Below are 22,249 nucleotides of genomic sequence, written 5' to 3'. Positions count from 1 at the left end.
CTAACATGAATAGCTATTATTATAAAACAGATGTTCTACACATCTGTTTTTTGTTTGACTCAAGGATTTTTACCTGGGTAAACGCAACGAGGTTTCGCCACAAATTCAGCGCGGAAACCTTTTTTGTGTCATCTCAGCATTTAAATGCAATCTCCTCCAACTGACGATTGAAATGCTCAATGAAGCCTTACCTCCTAGGACTTAAGTATTATCCTATTATTTCCATATTGCATTTCACAGTAAATGTGATAAAATTTAAAATACATTAAATTTTCATTGGTAAAAGTTTTTTCCAAATTTTACTGCCTTTTTCTCACTGATATAAGTGATGCTTATCAACTTGTTCCCGAAAAATAACTGTCAGACCCAAATTCCTTGAATGTCAAAATTAATCAACATTAAGAGTATATCTTTTTGCTTCAGCCGGAAAATGTAATCGGTTTCAAAACAGAGGTGTATACGTATAGGAGTGTGACCGCATGCTTCTTTATATTTTAAAACGGTTCGCTATCATGGTTGTGACGCTTTGGATTATTGTTACACTGACATTCGTTCTGATGGTGACCGTGCCGGGGGTCCACCTAAATGAAAGAACGGACGACTAATGAGACGGTTTCAGGCCAAATCTTGAAGGCACATTATAATTGGATGAACCCTACATAATTCAGTATATTTACTGTAATATCAAATAAACGTTACATTTAGATTTCGGTCCTTCGATTAAGCAGCCGACTGAAACCGTTAATGACTTACTCGGACGCGGTTTTCCGATTTCATTTGAACTTGGAATTGCGACGATTGCCGTTGCTGTTATCTCCGGGATTATACTCGGCGTATTTGCCGCCCTGAAACATAATGGCATTATTGATTATACAGCGATGACCATCGCCGTTTTGGGGATATCGATTCCAAATTTTGTCCTGGCAACATTGCTGATTCAGGTGTTGGCTGTGTATTTTGACCTGCTTCCTGCAGCCACATGGTCGAGTCCGTTACATATGATTATGCCGACAATTGCACTTGCAACCGGTCCGATGGCGATTATCGCGCGTCTGACACGTTCGACAATGCTTGAAGTGCTGACACAGGATTATATTAAAATGGCCCGTGCCAAAGGATTGAAACCATGGAAAGTGATTATCAAGCATGCGCTGAAAAATGCGCTGATGCCGGTCGTGACGATTATGGGTACACTGCTTGCCGGCATATTGACAGGTACATTTGTCATTGAACAAATATTTGGCATCCCGGGCATGGGCAGATATTTCGTCGAAAGCATCAATCAGCGGGATTATCCGGTCATTATGGGGACAACTGTTTTCTATAGTGCCTTTCTGATTATTATCCTGTTTTTAGTCGATGTGGCCTATGGTTTCCTTGATCCGAGAATTAAGCTGCACAAAAAGGGAGGGGAATAACATGTCTTCACGTGATCATACAAAATTTGTTCATTCTCCTGCCGACATACCGGATGATTGGTTCAAATGGAAAGACAAGGATTTAAAAGCAGCTGAAACGGTGTCACGTCCGTCGCTTTCTTATTGGAAAGATGCATGGAAGCGTCTCAAGAAAAATAAACTGGCAATGATGGGCCTGGTTTTCCTGATTTTATTAGGAACGCTGGCAATTATTGGGCCGATGCTGTCTCCCTATTCAGTGGTTGACCAGAATCGTCCGAATCAATTTCTCCCGCCTTCAGCCGATCACTGGTTTGGCACCGATTCGCTGGGGCGTGATGTATTCACCCGGACGTGGTATGGTGCCCGAATTTCACTGTTTGTCGGCTTGATGGCAGCCCTCATTGATTTTAGTGTCGGGGTTATTTATGGCGGTATCGCCGGTTACAAAGGCGGCCGCACCGATAGTCTCATGATGCGCGTTATTGAAGTGCTGTACGGCTTGCCATATTTACTCGTTGTTATTTTGCTGCTGGTTGTCATGGGACCGAGCCTGATGACAATTATCATTGCCTTGTCTGTCACCGGCTGGGTGGGAATGGCGAGGATTGTCAGGGGGCAGGTACTCCAGATCAAAAATTTTGAATTCGTACTGGCCTCTCAATCATTTGGAACCAGGACACCACGCATTATCCGGAAAAATTTGCTCCCGAATACAATGGGGCCGATTATCGTGCAAATGACACTGACCGTGCCGAATGCGATTTTTGCCGAAGCGTTTCTGAGCTTCCTGGGGCTGGGGATTCAGTTCCCCTATGCCAGCTGGGGTGTAATGGCAAACGATGCATTAGGGGCGATTTTATCCGGTAATTGGTGGACGTTATTTTTCCCGGCTTTCTTCATTTCATTTACGATGTTTGCATTTAACGTACTGGGTGACGGGCTCCAGGATGCGCTCGACCCGAGGCTCAAGGAGTAGGTGAGACAGATGGAAGAAATACTCAATGTCAGAAATCTTCATGTGAATTTTTCAACGTATGGCGGGACAGTCAAGGGAGTGCGCGGCGTCAGTTTTCATTTGAATAAAGGGGAGACACTCGCCATTGTCGGTGAGTCCGGCTGCGGTAAAAGTGTCACAGCAAATGCCATTATGCGGCTTATCCCTGATCCACCCGGAAAAATTTCAGACGGGACGATTACGTTTAAGGGAAAAGCACTCACGAATGTTTCCGAAAAAGAAATGCGATCAATACGCGGCGTTGACATTTCGATGATTTTCCAGGATCCGATGACAGCACTGAATCCGACATTGACGATTGGTACGCAGCTGGTGGAAGGTTTACTGGAGCACCGCCGAACAACGCGTGCTGAGGCGAAAGAAAAAGCATTGGAAATGATGGATCTGGTCGGGATTCCGAACCCGGAAGAGCGCCTCAAGCAATACCCCCACCAGTTCAGCGGCGGAATGCGGCAGCGGATTGTGATTGCGATTGCCCTGATTTGTGATCCGGAACTTCTGATTGCCGATGAGCCGACAACAGCGCTTGATGTAACGATTCAGGCGCAGATTCTGGAGTTGTTTGAACAGATTCAGGAACAAACCGGCGTTTCCATTATTTTGATCACGCATGATCTTGGGGTTGTTGCCAAAATAGCTGATCGCATTGTTGTCATGTATGCCGGGAAAATCATCGAGGAAGGCACACGCAAAGAAATCTTTTATCAGCCGGAACATCCGTATACAAAGGGGTTGTTAAAGTCAGTGCCGAGACTCGATATTAAAGCGGAGGAGCTTATCCCAATTGACGGCACACCACCGGATTTATTCTCACCTCCACAAGGATGCCCCTTTACAGCGAGGTGTCCAATGGCGATGGAGGTGTGTGATAAAGTTTACCCGATTCAGTCGGAACTTAGCGATACACACAAAGTGGATTGCTGGCTCCAGGATGAACGGGCTCAACAGTTGTTGGCTTCCAGCAGCCGATAAAACATAACAAGGGAGGAGAAAGCATGAAGAAAAAGGGGTTATGGTTTCTCATGTTTGCCGCTTTCATACTGGTACTGGCGGCCTGTACGACGTCAACCGGTAATGAAGGCAGTGATGAGGGTGATACGGGTACAGACTCAGAGGCAGAAGCAACTGAGGATGGTGATGACAACGGGGAAAAGGTATTGCGCATGAATAATGGCGAAGAGCCGACGTCGTTGAATCCGCCAATCGGTTTTGACACGGTTTCATGGAATGTCCTGAATAATTTGATGGAAGGGTTGACCAGACTTGGCCAGGACGATCAGCCACAGCCGGCCATGGCTGAAGACTGGGATATATCAGATGATGGGCGAACATACACGTTCTATCTCCGTGAAGATGCCAATTGGTCCAATGGCGATCCTGTAACGGCTGAAGACTTTGTTTATGCATGGCAGCAGCTTCTGGACCCGGAAACAGGCTCATCGGCAGCATTTCTCGGCTATTTTATTGAAGGCGGGGAAGCATATAATGCCGGTGATGGATCAGTTGAAGATGTGGCAGTTGAAGCAGTTGATGAAAAGACATTTGAAGTGACGCTGAACTCGCCAACCGGTTTCTTCCTGCACGTGGTATCTAATCCGGCATTCTTCCCGGTCAACCAGGAAGTTGCCGAGGAAAATGAGGAATGGCATTCAGAGGCGGATTCGTTCGTGGCTAATGGGCCATTTGAACTGGAATCGTGGACACATGACCAGGAGATGATTTTTGCCAAAAACGACGAATACTGGGATCGTGATACAGTCAACCTTGATAAAGTAAATTGGGTGATGGTTAACGATATCAACACCGAGTACCAGATGTTTGAAAGCGATGAATTGGATGTGACTGAAATCCCGTCAGAAATGGCTGATCAGCTGATTGATGGCGATAATGTCGTGATTGAAGATCAGGCAGGTGTTTACTTTTACCGCTTTAATGTAGAGGAAGAACCATTCCAAAATGAAAAAATCCGAAAAGCATTTGCCCTGTCCATTAATCAGGAAGACATTGTTAATTATGTTACCAAAAACAGAGAAGAAGCAGCGAAAGCATTTGTTTCGCCAGGCTTTACCAATCCGGCCGGAGAGGATTTCCGTGATGTGAACGGTGACTTGGTAAACTTTGACCCGGAACATGCCAGTCAGCTGCTGGAAGAGGGGATGGAAGAGGAAGGCTATGAGGAATTGCCGCCAGTAACCCTGACATACAACACGGATGAGCAGCACAAAGCCATTGCTGAAACCATGCAAAATATGTTCAGCGAAAATCTTGGTGTCGATGTCGAATTGGCCAATACGGAATGGAACGTTTTCCTTGAAGATCAAAAAGCTTTGAATCTGCAATTCTCGAGGAGTTCGTTTATTTTTGATTATGGCGATCCAATCAACTTCCTGGAAAGCTTTGTAACGGATTCATCCATGAACCGTACAGGATGGTCAAATGAGGAATATGATGATCTGATTGCAGAGGCTAAACAAGAGACAGATGAGGAAGCACGCTGGGAGCATATGTACGAAGCGGAAAATCTGCTGGCAGAAGAAATGCCGATTTTCCCAATTCATTATTACAACCAGGTTTATATTTATAAAGATAATGTACATGATGTTGTGCGGCATCCGGTCGGTTACTTGGAGTTGAAATGGGCGGATATCAAGTAAATGGCAGAGGGATTGATTTCGGCGGCAGTCGAAATCCACTTTGAGAAATGGTGGAACGCCTGGTGGAAGTGCTGAATCGCGTGTGAGGCTGATCAATTCGCGCGACAGAAGTGGGGTTTCGCGCGGCAAGAGCCTCATGTCGCGCGACGAGGCCGTGATTTCGCGCGGCAAGGGTCCCATTTCGCGCAACGATGCCGCGATTTCGCGCGCCAAGCACATGATTTCGCGCGGCAAGGGTCTCAATTCGCGCAACAAGCACATAATTTCGCGCTGCAGAGCAGTGGCATTGCGCAAATCACGGCCATCTGAAGTGTGGAAGGATGGCTCACAACAGCCACCCTTCCACTTCTTATACATAAACGTGTAACGATATTTTTAAAATGGTAAAGAACTTATTAAAAAGGACTGGATCCACATGAAACCACAACGCTTGGCTAAAGGCGATACAGTAGGCATTATGGCACCGGCAAGCCCGTCGGATATCAGGCGGTTGGAACGCGCTGTGCCATTTTTTGAACGAATGGGGCTGCATGTGAAATTGGGCAAAACAACTAATCTGAAGTATGGTTATCTGGCCGGGACGGATGCTGAACGGATGGCTGATTTTCATGATATGGTTACCGATAACACCATTAAAGCCATTATATTTGCCCGTGGCGGTTACGGAACAGCCAGGATTGCGAATCAAATCGATTATCATCTCATCAGGCAAAACCCCAAAATATTCTGGGGCTATAGTGATATTACTTATTTACATACAGCCATCCGCCAGCAAACCGGATTGACCACGTTTCATGGCCCGATGCCTGCTTCGGATATCGCTGATGATGATTTTGATGCATTGTCTGCCAACATGTTCCGGCAGCTTTTCGATCCTGTGACATTACATTATTCAGAAGACATTTCCCCACTAAACGTCATAGTATCCGGTGAGGCTGACGGTGAGCTCATCGGCGGGAATTTGTCGCTCCTGATCAGCTCACTCGGCACACCATACGAAATCAATACGGAAGGGAAGCTGCTTTTACTGGAGGATATCGGTGAAGCGCCGTACCGGATTGATTCTATGCTCAATCAGCTGAAGCTTGCCGGAAAACTTCATGCCGCATCAGGAATCATCATCGGGGACTTCGCGGAGGCAGAACCGCCGGAAGGAAAGCCGTCTCTGTCATTAAAACACGTTCTTCACGACCATTTGGCTGATCTTGCCTGCCCGGTCATGAGCGGATTCAAGATCGGTCATTGTTTCCCGCATTTTTCGGTCCCATTGGGAGAAAAAGCCACCCTAAATACAGCAGAAAAATCGCTTATCATAGAACCAGGTGTTAAGTATGTTAGCTTGATAGGATAAATCTTTGGCTGTAAACGTTATGCGCCCTAGTATCATAAGTACGATGATAAAAGCCGTACATAAAACGTGATATAACTCGTTTAATCAGCATAAAAGGGGGAGCAGTTGATGACTAAACAAACGTTTGATCAATCTTCTGAGGAGCTATGGGTGACAGCGGTTCAGGTTGCAACGATCTGGACAGCACGATCATCCCCGAGAGATATTGATCAACCTGGTATCAGTAACCCGACAAACATCGATGAATGGGTCAACAATCTCACGTTCGAAACAACTTCAGCATTGTCCGATGAAAACCGTATACAAACACAAACGTTATACGGAGAAGCTGTCATCATTACTGAAATAAAGGATGACTGGGCACACGTTGTCATCCCAACGCAAAGCTCTGTAAAGAATAAGCGGGGTTATCCCGGCTGGGTGCCGCGGGGCCAGCTGAAAAAAGTGACGAGACGCAAATGGCAGCGAAAAGAATCAGCAGCCATCACGTCACAGCATGCCTGGCTGGAAACGGAAAACGGCGAACAAGTCATGAAACTGAGTTATATGACAATCCTGCCTGCCGAGCGTGAAACAACGGATCGTATCCATGTTGTCACACCGCACGGCTTGTATTTTTTACCGAAACACGCCGTTACTGTTTTCGCTTCAGATCAAGGACTGGAAAAAAGGTGCGGAAATGACTTGTTGGAAGCCGGCAAGCACTACTTGGAACTGGATTATTTCTGGGGTGGTATGAGTTCATTTGGCTATGATTGCTCCGGCTTCACCTACGCGATGCACAAAGCAAATGGTTATCAGATTCCGCGTGATGCCGGTGACCAGGCGCAAGCAGGCCACAAGATCCCGCGTGATGAACTGGCACCTGGTGATTTAATCTTCTTCGCTTATGAAGAAGGGAAAGGCAGAATCCACCATGTCGGTTTCTATTATGGTGATGGGAAAATGCTGCATTCACCGCAAACCGGAAGAGGGATTGAACTGATTTCACTTAAAGGAACCAACTATGAAAAAGAGCTTTGTGCAGCCAGACGTTATTGGCAGCCAGAAGAGGGGAATTCATAATGGATGAGAAACTATTACAAATCAGTGAGCTGCGTAAATATTTTAATATGGGCAAGGGGCAGATCCTGAAAGCAGTCGATGACGTCACGTTCCATGTCAATAAAGGGGAAACGTTTGGACTTGTCGGGGAATCAGGCTGCGGAAAGACGACTGTTGGCCGTACGATTATGGGACTTTACGATAAAACGGCAGGGGATGTCATTTATAATGGCCAAAATGTACACGAACTTGACGAAAAGGAAACGTTTAAGTTTTATCGCCAAATGCAAATGATTTTCCAGGATCCGTATGCCTCACTGAACCCCCGGTCAACCGTTAAGGAAGTCATCGCTGAACCAATGGAAGTGCATGGACTTTATCCGGACAAAAAAGAGCAGCTGGACCGGGTGATTCAGCTGTTGGAAGAAGTGGGATTGAACCGTGATCACGCTAATCGCTACCCGCACGAATTCAGCGGTGGACAGCGTCAGCGAATCGGCATTGCACGTGCTCTGGCACTGGATCCGGATTTTATCATTGCCGATGAACCCATTTCTGCCTTGGATGTTTCCGTTCAGGCCCAAGTCGTGAATCTATTAAAAAGACTGCAAAAGGAAAAAGGGCTGACCTTTTTATTCATTGCGCACGACCTGTCGATGGTCAAACAAATTTCCGACCGGATCGGTGTCATGTACTTGGGGAACATGGTCGAGCTGACAGCAAGTGATTCCCTTTACGAAAACCCGCTCCATCCATACACACAGGCACTGATGTCGGCCATCCCGATTCCTGATCCGGATATCGAGGATACACGGGAGCGGATTATTCTGGAGGGCGAGCTGCCGAGTCCAATCGATCCGCCGAGTGGCTGTGTTTTCCGCACCCGCTGCCCATATGCAATGGATGTGTGTGCTGCGAAACAACCGAAGTGGCAGGAAGTTGAAAAAGATCATTACGTTGCCTGTCATTTATACGATGGTTCATCGAGCGAAAACAATCGGCCGGAAGTTAATATCGGGAAAAAGCCTGTGCAGTCATGATGCATAGGCTTTATTTGATAAGCGGAAGTCTACTATAAGTTGGATAGGATTTTTTTTAAAAGTTAAGAGCATTATTTCAGGCGACGTTTTCACTATTGAAATCGGCTTAACCCGCCGATTTCCTACAATCCGGCCTCTGAACACTGGCATCTGAAAAGACGCTTCAGCGTTTTTTCATAAAATCTCTGGTTCTATTGTTTTCCTGACCTGTATAAATTTAATAGTAGGGATGCTAGAGGTTGTACGATACCACCACTTTTAAAATTTGTAACATCAACAGTCAGGAGGATAAGGAGGCAGGTCATGAAACAAAGCAAAATCATTCCTAAGATCCGAAAAAAGAACAAACAACGAAAAAGCCAATCGCTGCAGCTGCTGCAAAAAAACAGGAAGCCGTTGCGCCTCAACAAGTCCCTGTCATCATGGAAAGCTTCAACTGTCCTGTTTTTATCAAGCTTGATCACGATTATTTTGGTTGTGCCAACATTAATTGTCGTACCATTTATGTCGGATACAGGTGAACAGGAAGCCGCCATTGAACAAAGTGGCGAAGATGTTGAAATTGCAATGGGCGATTCCCCATTTTCGGTTGAAGTCATGCGGGCAAGCTCTGAACAGGTTGAAAGTGTCCCATTGGAGACGTATGTTTCCCGAGTTGTCGCATCGGAAACTCCGGCTGAATTTGAATTGGAGGCTTTAAAAGCACAGGCGCTGGCAGCCAGAACGTTTATCGTCAATCGTCTGCTTCACCAGGATGATGCAGAGAAGGCTGATGTGACGGACACGACAAGTGATCAGGTTTACCATAATGAACAAGAATTAAGAACGACAATGGGGAGTAACTATGAAGAGGATATGAAAAAAGTCAAACAGGCTGTGGCAGAAACTGAGGGAGAGATTTTAACGTATGATGATACACCGATAACAGCCGCCTATTTTTCAACGAGTAATGGCTATACGGAAAACTCAGAGGATTATTGGGAAAATGAAGTCCCTTATTTACGCAGTGTGGAAAGCCCCTGGGATACAAATACACCAAAGTTTATGGATCAGGAAATCTTCTCCGTTGCTGAAATGGAAAATCTGTTGGAAACCGATCTTCCATCAATGAATGACTTATCCATAACGTTAAACAGAACCGAGAGCAATCGTGTCGATCAGATGACGATCGGAGAAGAATCGTATTCGGGAAGGGACATGCGAGAGACGTTGGGCTTGCAATCCAGTGATTTTTCCATTGAGAAAAAGAACGACCATTTGATTTTTACCACTAAAGGTTATGGACATGGTATTGGAATGAGTCAATTCGGTGCAAACGGCATGGCCGAGGAAGGCAGAACCTATCAGGAAATTGTTAAGCATTACTATCAGGGTGTGGAAATTGATACAGTCTCAAACATCGCCCCAACACTCGTGTCGAAATAAAGATTCAGGTATGAGCCCGGGATGGCACGATATCCCGGGACACTTGGTACTCACCTCAACAATCGGATAATCGCTTAATTTTCCCCGGATTTCAGAAAAAATGCATAGATCCGGGAATTTTTTTGGCGAAGATGTATAGTTTTCTATTTTTCTGCTCAGAATGGTTGTTGAGGTGATGACAAATGAGTGAAGAAAACAACACTCCAAAAAATAAGTGGAGTCGCATTTTCCGCAAGAAGTGGTTTTTTCCGGCAGTGTATTTGACGATTGCTGCACTTCTCTTGTCATTGGTTGTATGGTATCAGAATCTTGGCAATCAGATTGATGAGACCCAGGAAGAAAATACAGAAGACTATGCACCAGTTGAACATGATGAAGAAGCAGAGCCTGTCATGGATCAGCAGGAAGTCATTCAAGCGCCTGTCGAGAACATGGATGAAGCAGAAATCGTAACTAAATACTATGATTACAACGCAGACCAGGAAGATCAGGAGAATGCAATTGTCGTGTTCAACGACCGCTACTATCAAAGTACGGGTATTGATGTTGCATCTGCTGACGGTGAAACATTTGATGTGTTGGCATCATTAAGTGGAACAGTTACGGAAGTCAAAGAAGATCCGCTGTTGGGTAATGTCGTAACGTTGACACATGACAATGATGTAACGACGCATTATGCCAGCTTGGGAGACGTTAATATTTCTGCTGATGAAGAGGTTGAACAAGGCGATGCTATTGGAACCGCCGGCGAAAATCTTTTCGGCAAAGACAATGGAACACATCTCCATTTCGAAATCAGAAAAGATGGAGAAGATGTCAATCCGGAAACCTTTTTCAATCAGCCATTAAGTGCTCTGGATGAGGCTTTAGCTGAGGATGAAGCATCTGAAAATGGAGATGCAGCATCTGACGGAAGCGAAGACAGCAATGAAGAATCTAATGCTACAGAAGAGGAAAGCACTGAGTCCGATGCCACAGAAGAAGAAAGCAGTGAGACCGACGCCACAGAAGAGGAAGATACAGAGTCTGATTCACCTGAAGATGATAATCAGGAGTCAGATGAGAATACAGATGATTCAGTAGAGAACGACGAAACATCAGGTGATGAAGGCGAAACTGACGAAACAGAAGAGGAAGAGTAAAAGACTTGCTTTCTCATTAAACTAAGCGTAATCTATTAACGCAACAAACCCTAGTGATACTGCTGGGGTTATTTTTTTTGCCGGGAGGGAGACACTTTAAAAACATTCACAATCGAACGTTTTGACACAGATTCGTCCGACTCCTTATTGTTGAGACTGTCATTTATGATACCTTGCAAAAATTGTCGAACGATTCCCCTTTATTTTGTTGAATTTTGTGATATTATATAGATAAACAAAATATTATACAGAATCTTTTGTCTATTGGTCGTAATGTCCTGGGTCCATATGCCCAATCGGAACAATCAAATAAAAGGAGGTGTATTCATGCAAAATTTCGAGGTTAAAGAAGATACCGATGCGTTCGAAAGCTTGCCCAATCGTGACCCGCTGACATTGGAACAAGTGTTGTTAGTCCTGCAGCAGGAACATGATGAGGCAACTGTTCAACAATTGATTCGCAAATTTTGCCTTGAAACAACCTCAGAAGATATCAGGAAAAAAGGCATGGAATTTTTATATATGAATGGTCATTATGATGATTTGCAGCAGTTAATCAATATCAATAAAGCCTCGGAGAAATTCTCAAATCAACAATGGGCAGACGTCTATCAAATGACGCTGGACCGTAAACAAGCACGGTATTCGGATCACGTGATTTTGAAGCGTGTCGAGGGACTGAAAACGGAAGAACCCGAGCTTAAATGTTTGCTCGAATTTATTAAAGTGTCCATATACTTTGCACGGAATGAATATGGAAAATTAGGCAACATCATGGAAAAACAGCAATACCTGTTTGATAAAATCAATGACGGCTTTCTATTGGACTTTTTCTATGATCGCTTATATCATAATTTATTCGTTTATTTTCTTGTCCGCAATGAGTTGATTATTGCCCGCAAATATGCTTTCCGGGTGTTGACACGGACAAAAAACCCCAAGACGAAAATTAATTTGCACATGAGTCTGGGTTTATCGTATATGTATGATACGTATTTTCAGAGCATGTACCATTTGACGGAGGCGCTGAAAATCGCTAGGGAGGAAAGCCTCCATAAAGTTGTCGACATTATTGAACAACGAAATATTCCGTTTTTATCTGCGCATTTTAACAAAGTTGAAGGTATTACATCAACTGACAAAAGTGAACAAGCCCATATCGAGATAGCCAAAGGAAACTATGCAAAAGCAAAGGCTATTTTGAACGAAATCGAAATTAACAGTCCTTTTAGAATGTACTATCTGGGAATGGCAACACAGGATAAAAGCTTACTTATTCAGTCGTACAACTATTTTATTGAAAAACGAAGCGACTACTTCTTCAGCAGACTTCCACTCAATGCGCTTCAAAAAATGAGAGAATAACTTTTTAGGATGCGGGTCCAGTCATTCCCGCAAAATGAATTTCGTTAATAATGAAAATAGGGTCAGGCTTTTAAAATTAATGAAAATGAGAGGAGTCAATAAAATGAAAAAATTAATCGTTTCCTTAGGTGTAGCTGCACTTTTGCTGGTAGGTGGACTGACAGTTGATTCAGTTAATACGGGAAGTGATCATCTCTTAGCTGATCCGCAATTAGGGGATCTGGATTAATAGCAGGCAGGTTCTATAAATAAAAAATCACAAGCGATAAATACAATTTAATGACATGTAAAGGCCAATACCCTATTTTCATTTTTTATATATTTCAACTCCGGAACAAAGGTGCAAGCGCTGGTCGCTGAAGGCGGACGCGGCTAATCTTGCAAATAAGAATGATATCACTTATATTTTCTCACCTCATAAAGAAAAACTCGGCTGCCCCTCATCTTTCCAGAGGTCAAAAGTAAGATGTCGGATTGGGTGAAATCGGCGAGGGAGCCGATTTCTTTGATTAAAACAGCCCTGAATTTTATACCTTCCTATCTTATAAAGAAAAACTCGGTTGCCCTTCATCTTTCCAGAGGCCAGATGCAGGAAGTCAGACACTTGAAGAAATTGACAAATCAGCCGATTTCAAGATTGAAAACGTCCCCTGAAATGATACACTTTGTTACTTTTGAAAATTCTTCTTGTCCTTCTCTCCAAAGACTCAGGTTTTATTCATAATTCTCCCGGTTCGTTAATAAAATGTTATAAACCAAGCATTCAGAAAAGTCTGAGGTGCGAGCTTGTGTAGCTTTTCATCAAGCCATCCTAATTTTTCGTCTGATACATACAAACTTCATATGTGAAAGGAGACGTTCTTCATCTGATTCACTGATATAAATACAACCAGAGCTGCACAGAAGGATATGTCAGAAGATAAGTGAACAGCGTAAATTGTATCACCTTGTCTCAAACCACACCTCGGAAATATCCAACTTAGGGAGGCGAACGGTGTGCACGATTACATCAAAGAAAGGACAATCAGGATAGGCAAATATGTCGTGGAGACGAGGCAAACTGTCCGATTGATCGCAAAGGAATTCGGTGTCTCCAAAAGCACAGTCCACAAAGATTTAACAGAACGCTTGCCTGAAATAAACCCGGAACTCTACAACGAGGTCAAAGATGTACTCAATTACCACAAATCAATCCGCCATCTCCGCGGAGGCGAAGCAACCCGAAATAAGTACAGAGACGATGATGAAAGGACAGAAGATCCCACCTTCAAGCCAGTAGTATAGCCGCTTTCCACGACTGACGAGCACTAAAGGAGGTGGTAGCACTACAAACATAATTACCCATTTATTCCATATCCCGGGAGGTGCTTGAGCAGGAAAAACGACCCCACTTTACAGGGAGGTGGATGACTGCACAACGAAACCTGCAGGACAGGGAGGTATATATTATGTGAAAAACCCGGCCCGCGTGAGGTCGGGTTTTTGGTGTGGTGCTATCAGCTTGTAAGCGGAACATGGGCTGGGATGCGGGTGTTTGGGTGCGTAGATTGCAAACATGGGCTGGAGAACGCAAATATGGGCGCGAGATCACAAATATGGGCTCGAATGCCGAAACATAGGCCGGAGAACGCAAATATGGGCGTGAATTCCAAATCATGGGCTCGAGCGCGGAAACATGGGCCGGAGAATGGAAATATGGGCGCGAAATCGCAAACATGGGCCGGAGTGCGGAGAATATGGGCCGTAAAATGGAAATATGGGCGCGAGATCGCAAACATGGGCCGGAGCGCAGAAAAACATGGCCGTAAAATGGAAATATGGGCGCGAAATCGCAAATATGGGCTGAAGCGCGGGGAATATGGGCCGTAAAATGGAAATATGGGCGCGAGATCGCAAACATGGGCTGAAGCGCGGGGAATATGGGCCCGTAAAAATGAAATATGGGCGTGAAATCCAAACATGGCTGGAGCGCGGAGAATATGGGCCGTAAAATGGAAATATGGGCGCGAGATCGCAAACATGGGCCGGAGCGCGGAGAATATGGGCCGTAAAATGGAAATATGGGCGCGAGATCGCAAACATGGGCCGGAGCGCGGAGAATATGGGCCGTAAAATGGAAATATGGGCGCGAAATCGCAAACATGGGCTGGAGCGCGGGGAATATGGGCCGTAAAATGGAAATATGGGCGTGAGATCGCAAACATGGGCCGGAGCGCAGAAACATGGGCCGTAAAATGGAAATATGGGCGCGAGATCGCAAACATGGGCTGAAGCGCGGGGAATATGGGCCGTAAAATGGAAATATGGGCGTGAAATCGCAAACATGGGCTGGAGCGCGGAAACATGGCCGTAAAATGGAAAAAATGGGCGCGAAATCGCAAAATATGGGCTGAAGCGCGGAAACAGGGCCTAAAATGGAAATATGGCGCGAGATCGGAAACATGGGGCCGGCGCGGAGAATATGGGCCGTAAAATGGAAATATGGGCTCGAACCCGCAAACATGAGCCCGAGCCTGTAAACATGGGCCTGAATAACAACATACCATTTTCAATTGTATTAAAAATGATAATGTTACTGCACAAACATCGGTCTCTTTAGATTAAGCTTTGTTTTGCAAAGTCATTGTTGAATGCGATCGGTAAAGCTGAGTTTTGCGGAAAATCATTAATTGAGGGTGCGTAATAAACTCTGCCACTATTATTGCCGGACAAATCCAGGTTCATTGACTTCAAAATAAGGTATGCAACCTTTCTTGAGTTAATCTGCAATAACTCACGGCATTGGTTATTCGTGATGGTAGTGGCATTGAGCAGGAAATAATCCAGGATAAAACGTTCATGGGCATTTTTACTGAAAGCAGAGCATCTTGTACATTTCCACTTTTTATTCAAACGTTCCATCGGGTAGTGACGGCATCTTTCGCAAGGCACACCTTTAATCAAGTGCTGTGCTTTTATATTGTGCTGTTGCAGTATATCCGTCCGGAGAGGTGTGTCTTCCTCCAACAACGCACGGCATAATTTTTTTAAACGTGCTTTGGTAAGTATTTCTTTCGTGTGATGGCTGTGGAGTCTGTCGAGGTTCTCATGCAGGCTTTCATTATGAATGATCTGTTTATAAACTTTCGGGTCCTTTGTGACGTTTTCAATGGTAGTGGATGGGTAAGCAATGACAACAAGGTGCTCAATTGGGATGTTGAAAACACCGTGGCGAGCCAGCCATCCTTGTAAGTGCATTTTTTGTGCTTTGGCTTGTGAAATCGGGTCTTTAAAGGATTTTACAGCGACGCCATCAACCACTTGCGTCAGTTGCTTCTGCTCGGAGTCGTATCGAAATGTCCCTTTTAAGTTTTTAATCTCAAGAATGTAAATGGCTTTTGTTGTCAGGATAAGCGTATCAATCTGAAAGGGAAATGGGGGATTTACCAGCCGAATGCCCTGTAAAACGAAGAAATCTTTATTCGGGTAAGTGGAAAGTTTGTAATCAACATTTTTCTCGCCATCGTAACCTGACTTTTCCCTCCTGTATTCTGAAACAATCGCCTCATGTTTCAGATACATTTCTAAAATACACCTGAACAGCGCTTCGTAGGCTAACAGCTCGTGCGACTTTTTGCGATGTTTGATAGTTGTTGTGAACAAAAATAAACACTCCTTCTTGGGTAATATTATTTATCAAATAGTATAATTCGACATATTCACTTAAAATCCTGCTTAAGGATGTCATTATTTGCAAAAATATTTAGGGCTGATGAATAGTTTAGCCTGCCATATGGGCGCGAGAACGGCGAACATGGGCTTGACTGCTCAAACATGGGCCTGAAAACGAAAATATGGGCTCGAGACGCGAACATGGGCTTGACCGCTCAAACATGTGCCGGGAAACGAAAATATGGGCGCGAGAACGCGAACATGGGCTGGACCGCTCAAATATGGGCCGGGAAACGGAAATATGGGCTCGAGAACGCAAACATGGGCTGAACCGCTCAAATATGTGCCGGGAAACGCAAATATGGGCTCGAGAACGGCAAACATGGGCTGGACTGCTCAAACATGTGCCGGGAAACGAAAATATGGGCTCGAGAACGCGAACATGGGCTGGACTGCTCAAAAACATGTGCCGGAAAATGGAAATATGGGCTCGAGAACGCAAATATGGGCTGGACCGCTCAAATATGGGCTCGAGAACGGCAAACATGGGCTGGACCGCTCAAATATGTGCCGGGAAACGAAAATATGGGCCGAAACCAGAAACATGAGCCCGGCGCTAAAACATGTCTTCAAGCACACAAACATGACTTCAATACCAATCATTTCAAACTCACTGTCATCTTCAGCATTCATCACATAGTGAATTTTTCCCATTCTTTTTTCGAAAATGGCAGTTAAATGTTGTATTTTGTGGTAAAATAAAATACTAGTAGAAGTGTGTTTACATACGGATGCGAGAAAGTATTTGATAGCAGGGAGGATCTAATGAATGTTTTCAAGGGACATCGGGATTGACCTTGGGACTGCCAATGTGTTGATTCACGTGAAAGGAAAAGGAATTGTATTAAATGAACCTGCCGTTGTGGCGATGGATCGTAATTCCGGCCGTGTGCTTGAGGTCGGAGAAGAAGCACGTCGCATGGTCGGGCGTACTCCAGGCAATATCGAAGCGATCCGCCCGTTGAAGGATGGTGTGATTGCTGATTTTGATGTGACAGAAGCGATGCTGCGGCATTTTATTGATAAGATAAATGTGAAAGGGTTTTTAACGAAGCCGAAAATGTTGATTTGCTGCCCGACAAACATTACAAAAGTGGAGCAAAAAGCGATTAAAGAAGCGGCTGAGAAATCCGGCGGAAAGAAAGTTTACCTGGAAGAAGAGCCGAAAGTGGCAGCAGTCGGGGCCGGCATGGAGATTTATCAGCCAAGCGGTAATATGATTGTGGACATCGGCGGCGGCACAACGGATGTAGCGGTTTTGTCCATGGGTAATATCGTGACGGCAGAATCCGTTAAAATGGCCGGGGACAAGTTTGATGTGGAAATTCTTCAATATATCAAAAAAGAATATAAAATGCTGATTGGCGAACGGACAGCTGAAGATATCAAAATCAATGTTGCGACAGTATGGAAAGATTCGCGGCATGAGCAGATGGACATTCGCGGACGTGATATGGTGAGCGGGCTGCCACGTACCATCACCGTTTACTCGGAAGAAATTGAAAAAGCACTTCGGGAGCCGGTTTCCGTGATTGTCCAGGCCGCTAAACAGGTGCTGGAAAAAACACCGCCGGAATTGTCTGCTGATATCATTGACCGCGGTGTGATTTTGACGGGTGGCGGTGCCATGGTTCACGGTATCGATCAGCTGCTGGCGGAAGAATTGAAAGTTCCTGTCCTGCTGTCTGAAGACCCAATGGACTGTGTGGCCAAAGGAACAGGTGTTATGCTTGAGAATATTGATAAAATTGAACGGAAAAAAATCGTCTGATTGATTCCTGGGAGCTTTTATGAAAAGGCCTGTCACGTGGATAGTCACATTTGATTGGTAAAAGAGCAGCGGTTTTCATTTCAGATCCATCGAACAACCTTATAAAAGGGGCTGAGGCAATTGCTGAGAGGATTTTATACAGCTGCCAGCGGAATGATTTCCCAACAGCGGCAACAGGAGGCTTTATCCAATAATATAACCAATGCCCAAACACCGGGCTATAAAGCTGATCAACCTGCATTACGCGCTTTTCCCGAAATGCTGATGCACCAAATGGGCACTAACCATGTACCAACATCACGCGGTCTGGATTTCCCGGTCCAAAACCCGATTGGCCCTATGAACACTGGGGTATATGTCCATGAAAACATTCCGGATTATGGACAGGGTGATATACGGGAAACGGGCGTCCCGACTGACATGGCATTGATTAACGGTGAACTTCCGGATGAAACGGGCGGCCTTTTTTTCACGGTGCAAAATGAAGACGGTGAAGAACGCTACACCCGAAACGGTAATTTCACTGTTGACGGGAACGGCTTTCTTGTCACAACGCAAGGGTACTATGTGCTGGATGACTCCGGTGAGCCGATTGAGACAGACGGTATGGAATTTAACGTAACAGAAAATGGTGTTTTGCAAACAGCGGGGGGAGATATTCCAATTGGCATTGCATATACTGATAATGTCAATGAATTTGCCAAAGAAGGCGATGGGCTGTTCAACGGGGAGGCTGGTGCAGTGCCGGCGGAAGCGACATTCACGATTCAGCAGGGATCACTGGAACGGTCAAATGTGGATGCAGCCCAGTCCATGACGCAAATGATGGAATCTTATCGCATGTTTGAAACGAATCAGCGTGTGCTCAGGGCGTATGATGAAAGTTTGGGTAAAGCAGTCAGTGAAATTGCCCGCTTAGGCTAGGAGGGGTTTGATGTCACGATCGATGATTCAAGCAGCCGTTACAATGAATCAGCTGCAGAATAAATTGGACATTGTTGGAAATAACATGGCGAACAGCCAAACAACCGGTTACAAAACAAGACAGGCGGATTTTTCATCATTATTGTTTCAGCAAATCGATAACATGACAGACCCTGCTAATGCTGAGGGGCGATTGACCCCTGATGGCGTGCGGGTCGGTTCAGGTGCAAAACTTGGATCAGTGAACATTGACTTGTCACCAGGGACGATTCAGGAAACAGCTCGCACGCTTGATACCGCCTTATTGGAAAACAATCACGTGTTTCAAATTCAGGTTACCGAAAACGACGTAACGGAAACACGGTATACGCGCGATGGCTCTTTTTATTTATCACCTGTTAATGATGGTGAGGATGTCATGCTCACCACAAAAGATGGTCACCCTGTACTGGGGGAAAACGGACCGATTGTTGTGGCAGAAGGTTTTGACGACATAACGATTCAGCCAAATGGACAAATTTCGATTCAGCGTGGTAATGTAAATGAGAATGTCGGAAATCTGGCAATTACTGAAGTGATTCGTCCGAGATTACTGGAATCAGCCGGTGACAATGCATTCCGACTTCCCGACACGGATGAATTGGGATTTGACTTTGCGGAAATCATGCAGCCGGTTGACCTGGATGGAGATATTCTAAAAAGTGGCGCCCTGGAACAGTCGAATGTTGACCTGGCCAGCCAAATGACCGACATGATTACAGCACAGCGTTCATATCAATTTAACGCAAGAACGATTTCCATGTCAGATCAAATGATGGGGCTCGTCAACCAGCTCAGGTAAGCACTCATCCAGTATTTATATATAAAGTTAAGAAACCATCATTTCAGGAGACGTTTTCAATCTGGAAATCGGCTAATTCCCCGATTTCCTCAAATCTGACCTCTGACCTCCGACATCTGAAAAGACGCGTCAGCGTTTTTTCTAGTGATTAGCCAGATTTGACAGTGACAAATGGATGTAAGGAGAAACACGCTATGTCAACTGACCAGAAGGAAAAAACAGTAACCGAACAAAACAGCCAGGAAACAGAAGACCAGAAAGAACGGCAACAGCAGGAAGAAACACCGGATGCGGTAACGCGCAAAGAGCATAAACGGAAAAAAACATTAAAATCGGACAACACACAACAAAAAGGCAGAACGGAAAAACAACAACAGACAACGTCAACAGACAGCTTGACGCGCAAAGAACAGAGGAAAAAGCGAAAACAGGAAAAGCGGCAAAACAAAAGACCGCGCCGCCGCATTTTTCCAATTTGGCTGCGGTTGATTGTTGTCCTGGTGCTTTCGGCAGTTTCACTGGTTATTGGGCTAATGGTCGGTTATGGTGTTATCGGGGATGGCAACCCAACGGATGCGCTTGATTGGGATACATGGCAGCATATTATCGATATCGTAATAAAAGAGAATTAAAGTGAAACGTCAATCCGTGGGGTAGTTTTCCCCACGGATAATAAGGAACAAAGGCTAAGTTCCCGGGCATCCTGTTGCAACGCCTTTGTAACCTGCCACCTGCAGGCCCGAACCAAATCGGACATTTACTGGCAGTTAGGTCCTCCCACTTAACTTTCTTTTAGATTTACCACATCGTCTTGAAGTGGGGGTCTTACTGCTGGTTATATGCGGGATAATGCATGTCCGCTGATTTTTCGGGCATGTTTTTTGTTATAAGGTAAGAATGCCGCCCCGGTGATTGAAGTGCGAGTAACGCCTCAACATTTGTTATAATGAATGCGACTTACATAATGTAAAGGAGCGATCAAATGGATATCGAACAAATTAAACAAACCATCCCGCACCGTTATCCGTTTCTGCTGGTTGACAAAGTAACTGAAATAGAAGAGGGCAAGCGGGTTGTCGGCGTTAAAAATGTGACAGCAAACGAGCCATTTTTCCAAGGCCACTTCCCCGATTATCCGGTCATGCCCGGTGTGCTGATTGTCGAAGCCTTGGCCCAGACTGGTGCGATTGGTGTACTGGGTATTGAGGAAAATCAGGGCAAAATCGGTTTTCTTGCCGGTCTTGATAAATGCCGCTTCAAACGTCAGGTGAAACCGGGTGATCAGCTGCAATTGGAAGTTGACATCATTCGGCTGAAAGGTCCTGTCGGCAAAGGAAAAGGTGTCGCAACCGTTGACGGTGAAGTCGCCTGTGAAGCAGAAATCACATTCGCGGTAAAGTGACCTGCAGCGTGCCGAACCGAATCGGACATTTAGGGACAGTTAACCGCCGTACTTTGGCGGATTACTGTCCTTTAGATGTTAAAGTGAATGCAGGATAACATAACTCATCTCCTACGTCATTCTCCACTTAAGCAGTGGGGAATTTTTTTATCCCAATATAATTTAGTCAATGCTTTTCAGCGACGATCACGATTTATAAAACAATTTTAAAAAAATAAGTATCACATTTTATGTAGTGGTTAAGCTAAGGACGAAAGTGAACTATAAAGGAGGAACACACATATGCAACGTAAATGGCTTATGAAAATTGGTGCATCCATTTTGGCATTGTCGTTGGTTGCTGCATGCGGAACCGATAATCAGGAAGATCCGGCTGGAGAAGATGAGGCACCATTGAACCAGGAGGAAGACAGTCCTGATATGAATGGTGAGAACGAGGATGACCCGCAGCTTAATAATGATGACAATGGTGGCACCACTGAGGATGGAACGGATGCAAATCAGAATGGAACGGATACAAACCAGGATGGTAATGGTGTCAATGAAGATGATAATAATATAATGGAAGACGAGGAGAACAACTAATCACGACATTTAAATCCCCTTGAATGAGGGGATTTTTCTGTGATTGCTTGTTAAATCGTTTCCTTAACGAAAAAATGGTTGGCTCGTCATTCATACAAAAATCAAAAAGCAAAAAGCCTCTGCCCGCTCAGGACAGAGGGTTTTCCGTTACACCTTCATGTCAACGGCATTGCCAAGTGACGGGTGTGGCGCTGAAGGCCCCTGTGATTGATTCAGCATCTCAACCAGTTGCGCACCTTGTTGTTCTGCCACGTGTTTCACATTATCCATAACAGCCATTTGCGCCTCAGAACGGACTTGCTGATTTGACATCGCAACAGACATAGCTGCTACATCCACCATAAAACCTCCTATGTCACTTATCTGAATCACTCCGAATGGAATGCACTTCTTTTATCGGCAAAATTAAGCAACAATTGAATGTATCTGATTTACTTTTTGTCATTATTTATCCTCGATTTTTAAAAATCGAAATTCTTTCTAAAATGAATAGATAAACTGTCTGAAACATAGTACAATTGGCTTAGAAAAATGATAAATTCTGACAAAGAATTCAAACGTTACATGAATGACAGGGGG

21 protein-coding genes and 1 pseudogene are annotated in these 22,249 nt (G+C 44.8%); 20 read left to right on the top strand and 2 right to left on the bottom strand.

All coding sequences use genetic code 11. The features are described 5' to 3' along the window. The first annotated feature begins 479 nt into the window (after positions 1-479). The 13 genes and pseudogenes from Len3610_RS13525 to Len3610_RS13470 all read left to right on the top strand — a co-directional run bounded on the left by Len3610_RS13525 (position 480) and on the right by Len3610_RS13470 (position 14,305). Positions 480-1,418 (top strand): annotated as a pseudogene (locus Len3610_RS13525) (ABC transporter permease). Position 1,419: 1 nt separating this feature from the next. Further along, positions 1,420-2,376, top strand: coding sequence for an ABC transporter permease (locus Len3610_RS13520; protein ID WP_176448423.1), 957 nt, complete (start codon positions 1,420-1,422; stop codon positions 2,374-2,376). Between the two features lie 9 nt (positions 2,377-2,385). Next, a complete protein-coding gene (locus Len3610_RS13515) occupies positions 2,386-3,387 on the top strand; it encodes an ABC transporter ATP-binding protein (RefSeq protein ID WP_176448422.1) in 1,002 nt (333 codons plus the stop codon). A 23-nt stretch (positions 3,388-3,410) separates the two neighbouring features. Next, positions 3,411-5,069, top strand: a complete 1,659-nt coding sequence (locus tag Len3610_RS13510) for a peptide ABC transporter substrate-binding protein (protein ID WP_176448421.1) — start codon at positions 3,411-3,413, stop codon at positions 5,067-5,069. Between the two features lie 415 nt (positions 5,070-5,484). After that, positions 5,485-6,420: a S66 peptidase family protein gene (locus tag Len3610_RS13505; protein ID WP_176448420.1), complete on the top strand. Its 936-nt coding sequence runs from the start codon at positions 5,485-5,487 to the stop codon at positions 6,418-6,420. A 108-nt stretch (positions 6,421-6,528) separates the two neighbouring features. Further along, positions 6,529-7,485, top strand: a complete 957-nt coding sequence (locus Len3610_RS13500; RefSeq protein WP_176448419.1) for a C40 family peptidase — start codon at positions 6,529-6,531, stop codon at positions 7,483-7,485. After that, positions 7,485-8,504 (top strand): ABC transporter ATP-binding protein, encoded by a 1,020-nt coding sequence (locus Len3610_RS13495; protein ID WP_176448418.1) that lies wholly within the window; start codon positions 7,485-7,487, stop codon positions 8,502-8,504. Before Len3610_RS13500 ends, Len3610_RS13495 begins: the two co-directional genes overlap by 1 nt. A 303-nt stretch (positions 8,505-8,807) precedes the next feature. Continuing rightward, positions 8,808-9,929, top strand: coding sequence for a stage II sporulation protein D (spoIID, locus tag Len3610_RS13490; protein WP_176448417.1), 1,122 nt, complete (start codon positions 8,808-8,810; stop codon positions 9,927-9,929). Between the two features lie 182 nt (positions 9,930-10,111). Next, positions 10,112-11,071 (top strand): stage II sporulation protein SpoIIQ, encoded by a 960-nt coding sequence (locus Len3610_RS13485; protein WP_176448416.1) that lies wholly within the window; start codon positions 10,112-10,114, stop codon positions 11,069-11,071. 327 nt (positions 11,072-11,398) lie between these two features. Further along, the gene (locus Len3610_RS13480; protein ID WP_176448415.1) at positions 11,399-12,436 is read left to right on the top strand and encodes an AimR family lysis-lysogeny pheromone receptor; all 1,038 of its coding nucleotides are present in this window, start codon (positions 11,399-11,401) and stop codon (positions 12,434-12,436) included. Positions 12,437-12,539: 103 nt separating this feature from the next. Beyond that, the gene (locus Len3610_RS21110; protein ID WP_255259623.1) at positions 12,540-12,665 is read left to right on the top strand and encodes a hypothetical protein; all 126 of its coding nucleotides are present in this window, start codon (positions 12,540-12,542) and stop codon (positions 12,663-12,665) included. 767 nt (positions 12,666-13,432) lie between these two features. Then, positions 13,433-13,720 (top strand): sporulation transcriptional regulator SpoIIID, encoded by a 288-nt coding sequence (gene spoIIID, locus Len3610_RS13475; protein WP_176448414.1) that lies wholly within the window; start codon positions 13,433-13,435, stop codon positions 13,718-13,720. A gap of 291 nt (positions 13,721-14,011) precedes the next feature. Further along, positions 14,012-14,305, top strand: a complete 294-nt coding sequence (locus tag Len3610_RS13470; RefSeq protein ID WP_176448413.1) for a hypothetical protein — start codon at positions 14,012-14,014, stop codon at positions 14,303-14,305. A 726-nt stretch (positions 14,306-15,031) separates the two neighbouring features. On the opposite strand, the gene Len3610_RS13465 is transcribed toward Len3610_RS13470, so the two are convergent. Further along, positions 15,032-16,078, bottom strand: a complete 1,047-nt coding sequence (locus Len3610_RS13465; protein WP_176448412.1) for a nuclease-related domain-containing protein — start codon at positions 16,076-16,078, stop codon at positions 15,032-15,034. 250 nt (positions 16,079-16,328) lie between these two features. On the opposite strand from Len3610_RS13465, the gene Len3610_RS13460 reads away from it, so the two are divergent. The 7 genes from Len3610_RS13460 (at position 16,329) to Len3610_RS13430 (ending at position 21,670) form a co-directional block, all read left to right on the top strand. Further along, entirely contained in the window at positions 16,329-16,787 is a 459-nt protein-coding gene (locus Len3610_RS13460) for a hypothetical protein (RefSeq protein ID WP_176448411.1), read from the top strand. A gap of 129 nt (positions 16,788-16,916) precedes the next feature. Next, on the top strand, positions 16,917-17,918 hold the full coding sequence (locus Len3610_RS13455; protein WP_176448410.1) for a rod shape-determining protein: 1,002 nt from the start codon (positions 16,917-16,919) through the stop codon (positions 17,916-17,918). A 120-nt stretch (positions 17,919-18,038) separates the two neighbouring features. After that, entirely contained in the window at positions 18,039-18,842 is an 804-nt protein-coding gene (locus tag Len3610_RS13450; protein ID WP_176448409.1) for a flagellar hook-basal body protein, read from the top strand. A 10-nt stretch (positions 18,843-18,852) separates the two neighbouring features. Beyond that, positions 18,853-19,683 carry a flagellar hook-basal body protein gene (locus Len3610_RS13445; RefSeq protein ID WP_176448408.1) on the top strand — a complete coding sequence of 277 codons (831 nt, stop codon included), beginning with the start codon at positions 18,853-18,855 and terminating at the stop codon, positions 19,681-19,683. A 194-nt stretch (positions 19,684-19,877) separates the two neighbouring features. Then, on the top strand, positions 19,878-20,315 hold the full coding sequence (locus Len3610_RS21880; protein ID WP_176448407.1) for a DNA-directed RNA polymerase subunit beta: 438 nt from the start codon (positions 19,878-19,880) through the stop codon (positions 20,313-20,315). A gap of 350 nt (positions 20,316-20,665) precedes the next feature. Beyond that, complete coding sequence (gene fabZ, locus Len3610_RS13435) at positions 20,666-21,085, top strand: 3-hydroxyacyl-ACP dehydratase FabZ (RefSeq protein WP_176448406.1); 420 nt, start codon at positions 20,666-20,668, stop codon at positions 21,083-21,085. Between the two features lie 282 nt (positions 21,086-21,367). Further along, positions 21,368-21,670, top strand: coding sequence for a hypothetical protein (locus tag Len3610_RS13430; protein ID WP_176448405.1), 303 nt, complete (start codon positions 21,368-21,370; stop codon positions 21,668-21,670). 147 nt (positions 21,671-21,817) lie between these two features. On the opposite strand, the gene Len3610_RS13425 is transcribed toward Len3610_RS13430, so the two are convergent. Further along, complete coding sequence (locus Len3610_RS13425; RefSeq protein ID WP_255259622.1) at positions 21,818-22,012, bottom strand: YjfB family protein; 195 nt, start codon at positions 22,010-22,012, stop codon at positions 21,818-21,820. Positions 22,013-22,249: the final 237 nt, after the last annotated feature.

Origin of the sequence: Lentibacillus sp. CBA3610 (assembly GCF_013373365.1) — a bacterium.
Taxonomy (GTDB): Bacteria; Bacillota; Bacilli; order Bacillales; family Amphibacillaceae; genus Lentibacillus.
The sequence above is the reverse complement of the archived record's forward strand: the minus strand, read 5'-3'. Positions and strand labels throughout refer to the sequence as shown.

Excerpts from the sequence above, each read along its gene's own strand:
- Len3610_RS13485 (WP_176448416.1), top strand. The coding sequence starts at position 10,112 with ATGAGTGAAGAAAACAACACTCCAAAAAATAAGTGGAGTCGCATTTTC.
- Len3610_RS13455 (WP_176448410.1), top strand. The coding sequence starts at position 16,917 with ATGTTTTCAAGGGACATCGGGATTGACCTTGGGACTGCCAATGTGTTG.
- Len3610_RS13470 (WP_176448413.1), top strand. The coding sequence starts at position 14,012 with ATGGGCGCGAGATCACAAATATGGGCTCGAATGCCGAAACATAGGCCG.
- spoIID (WP_176448417.1), top strand. The coding sequence starts at position 8,808 with ATGAAACAAAGCAAAATCATTCCTAAGATCCGAAAAAAGAACAAACAA.
- Len3610_RS13495 (WP_176448418.1), top strand. The coding sequence starts at position 7,485 with ATGGATGAGAAACTATTACAAATCAGTGAGCTGCGTAAATATTTTAAT.
- Len3610_RS13480 (WP_176448415.1), top strand. The coding sequence starts at position 11,399 with ATGCAAAATTTCGAGGTTAAAGAAGATACCGATGCGTTCGAAAGCTTG.
- Len3610_RS13460 (WP_176448411.1), top strand. The coding sequence starts at position 16,329 with ATGGGCGCGAGAACGCGAACATGGGCTGGACCGCTCAAATATGGGCCG.
- Len3610_RS13515 (WP_176448422.1), top strand. The coding sequence starts at position 2,386 with ATGGAAGAAATACTCAATGTCAGAAATCTTCATGTGAATTTTTCAACG.
- Len3610_RS21880 (WP_176448407.1), top strand. The coding sequence starts at position 19,878 with ATGTCAACTGACCAGAAGGAAAAAACAGTAACCGAACAAAACAGCCAG.
- Len3610_RS13445 (WP_176448408.1), top strand. The coding sequence starts at position 18,853 with ATGTCACGATCGATGATTCAAGCAGCCGTTACAATGAATCAGCTGCAG.
- Len3610_RS13505 (WP_176448420.1), top strand. The coding sequence starts at position 5,485 with ATGAAACCACAACGCTTGGCTAAAGGCGATACAGTAGGCATTATGGCA.
- fabZ (WP_176448406.1), top strand. The coding sequence starts at position 20,666 with ATGGATATCGAACAAATTAAACAAACCATCCCGCACCGTTATCCGTTT.
- Len3610_RS13500 (WP_176448419.1), top strand. The coding sequence starts at position 6,529 with ATGACTAAACAAACGTTTGATCAATCTTCTGAGGAGCTATGGGTGACA.
- Len3610_RS21110 (WP_255259623.1), top strand. The coding sequence starts at position 12,540 with ATGAAAAAATTAATCGTTTCCTTAGGTGTAGCTGCACTTTTGCTGGTA.
- Len3610_RS13520 (WP_176448423.1), top strand. The coding sequence starts at position 1,420 with ATGTCTTCACGTGATCATACAAAATTTGTTCATTCTCCTGCCGACATA.
- Len3610_RS13425 (WP_255259622.1), bottom strand. The coding sequence starts at position 22,012 with ATGGTGGATGTAGCAGCTATGTCTGTTGCGATGTCAAATCAGCAAGTC.
- Len3610_RS13510 (WP_176448421.1), top strand. The coding sequence starts at position 3,411 with ATGAAGAAAAAGGGGTTATGGTTTCTCATGTTTGCCGCTTTCATACTG.
- Len3610_RS13430 (WP_176448405.1), top strand. The coding sequence starts at position 21,368 with ATGCAACGTAAATGGCTTATGAAAATTGGTGCATCCATTTTGGCATTG.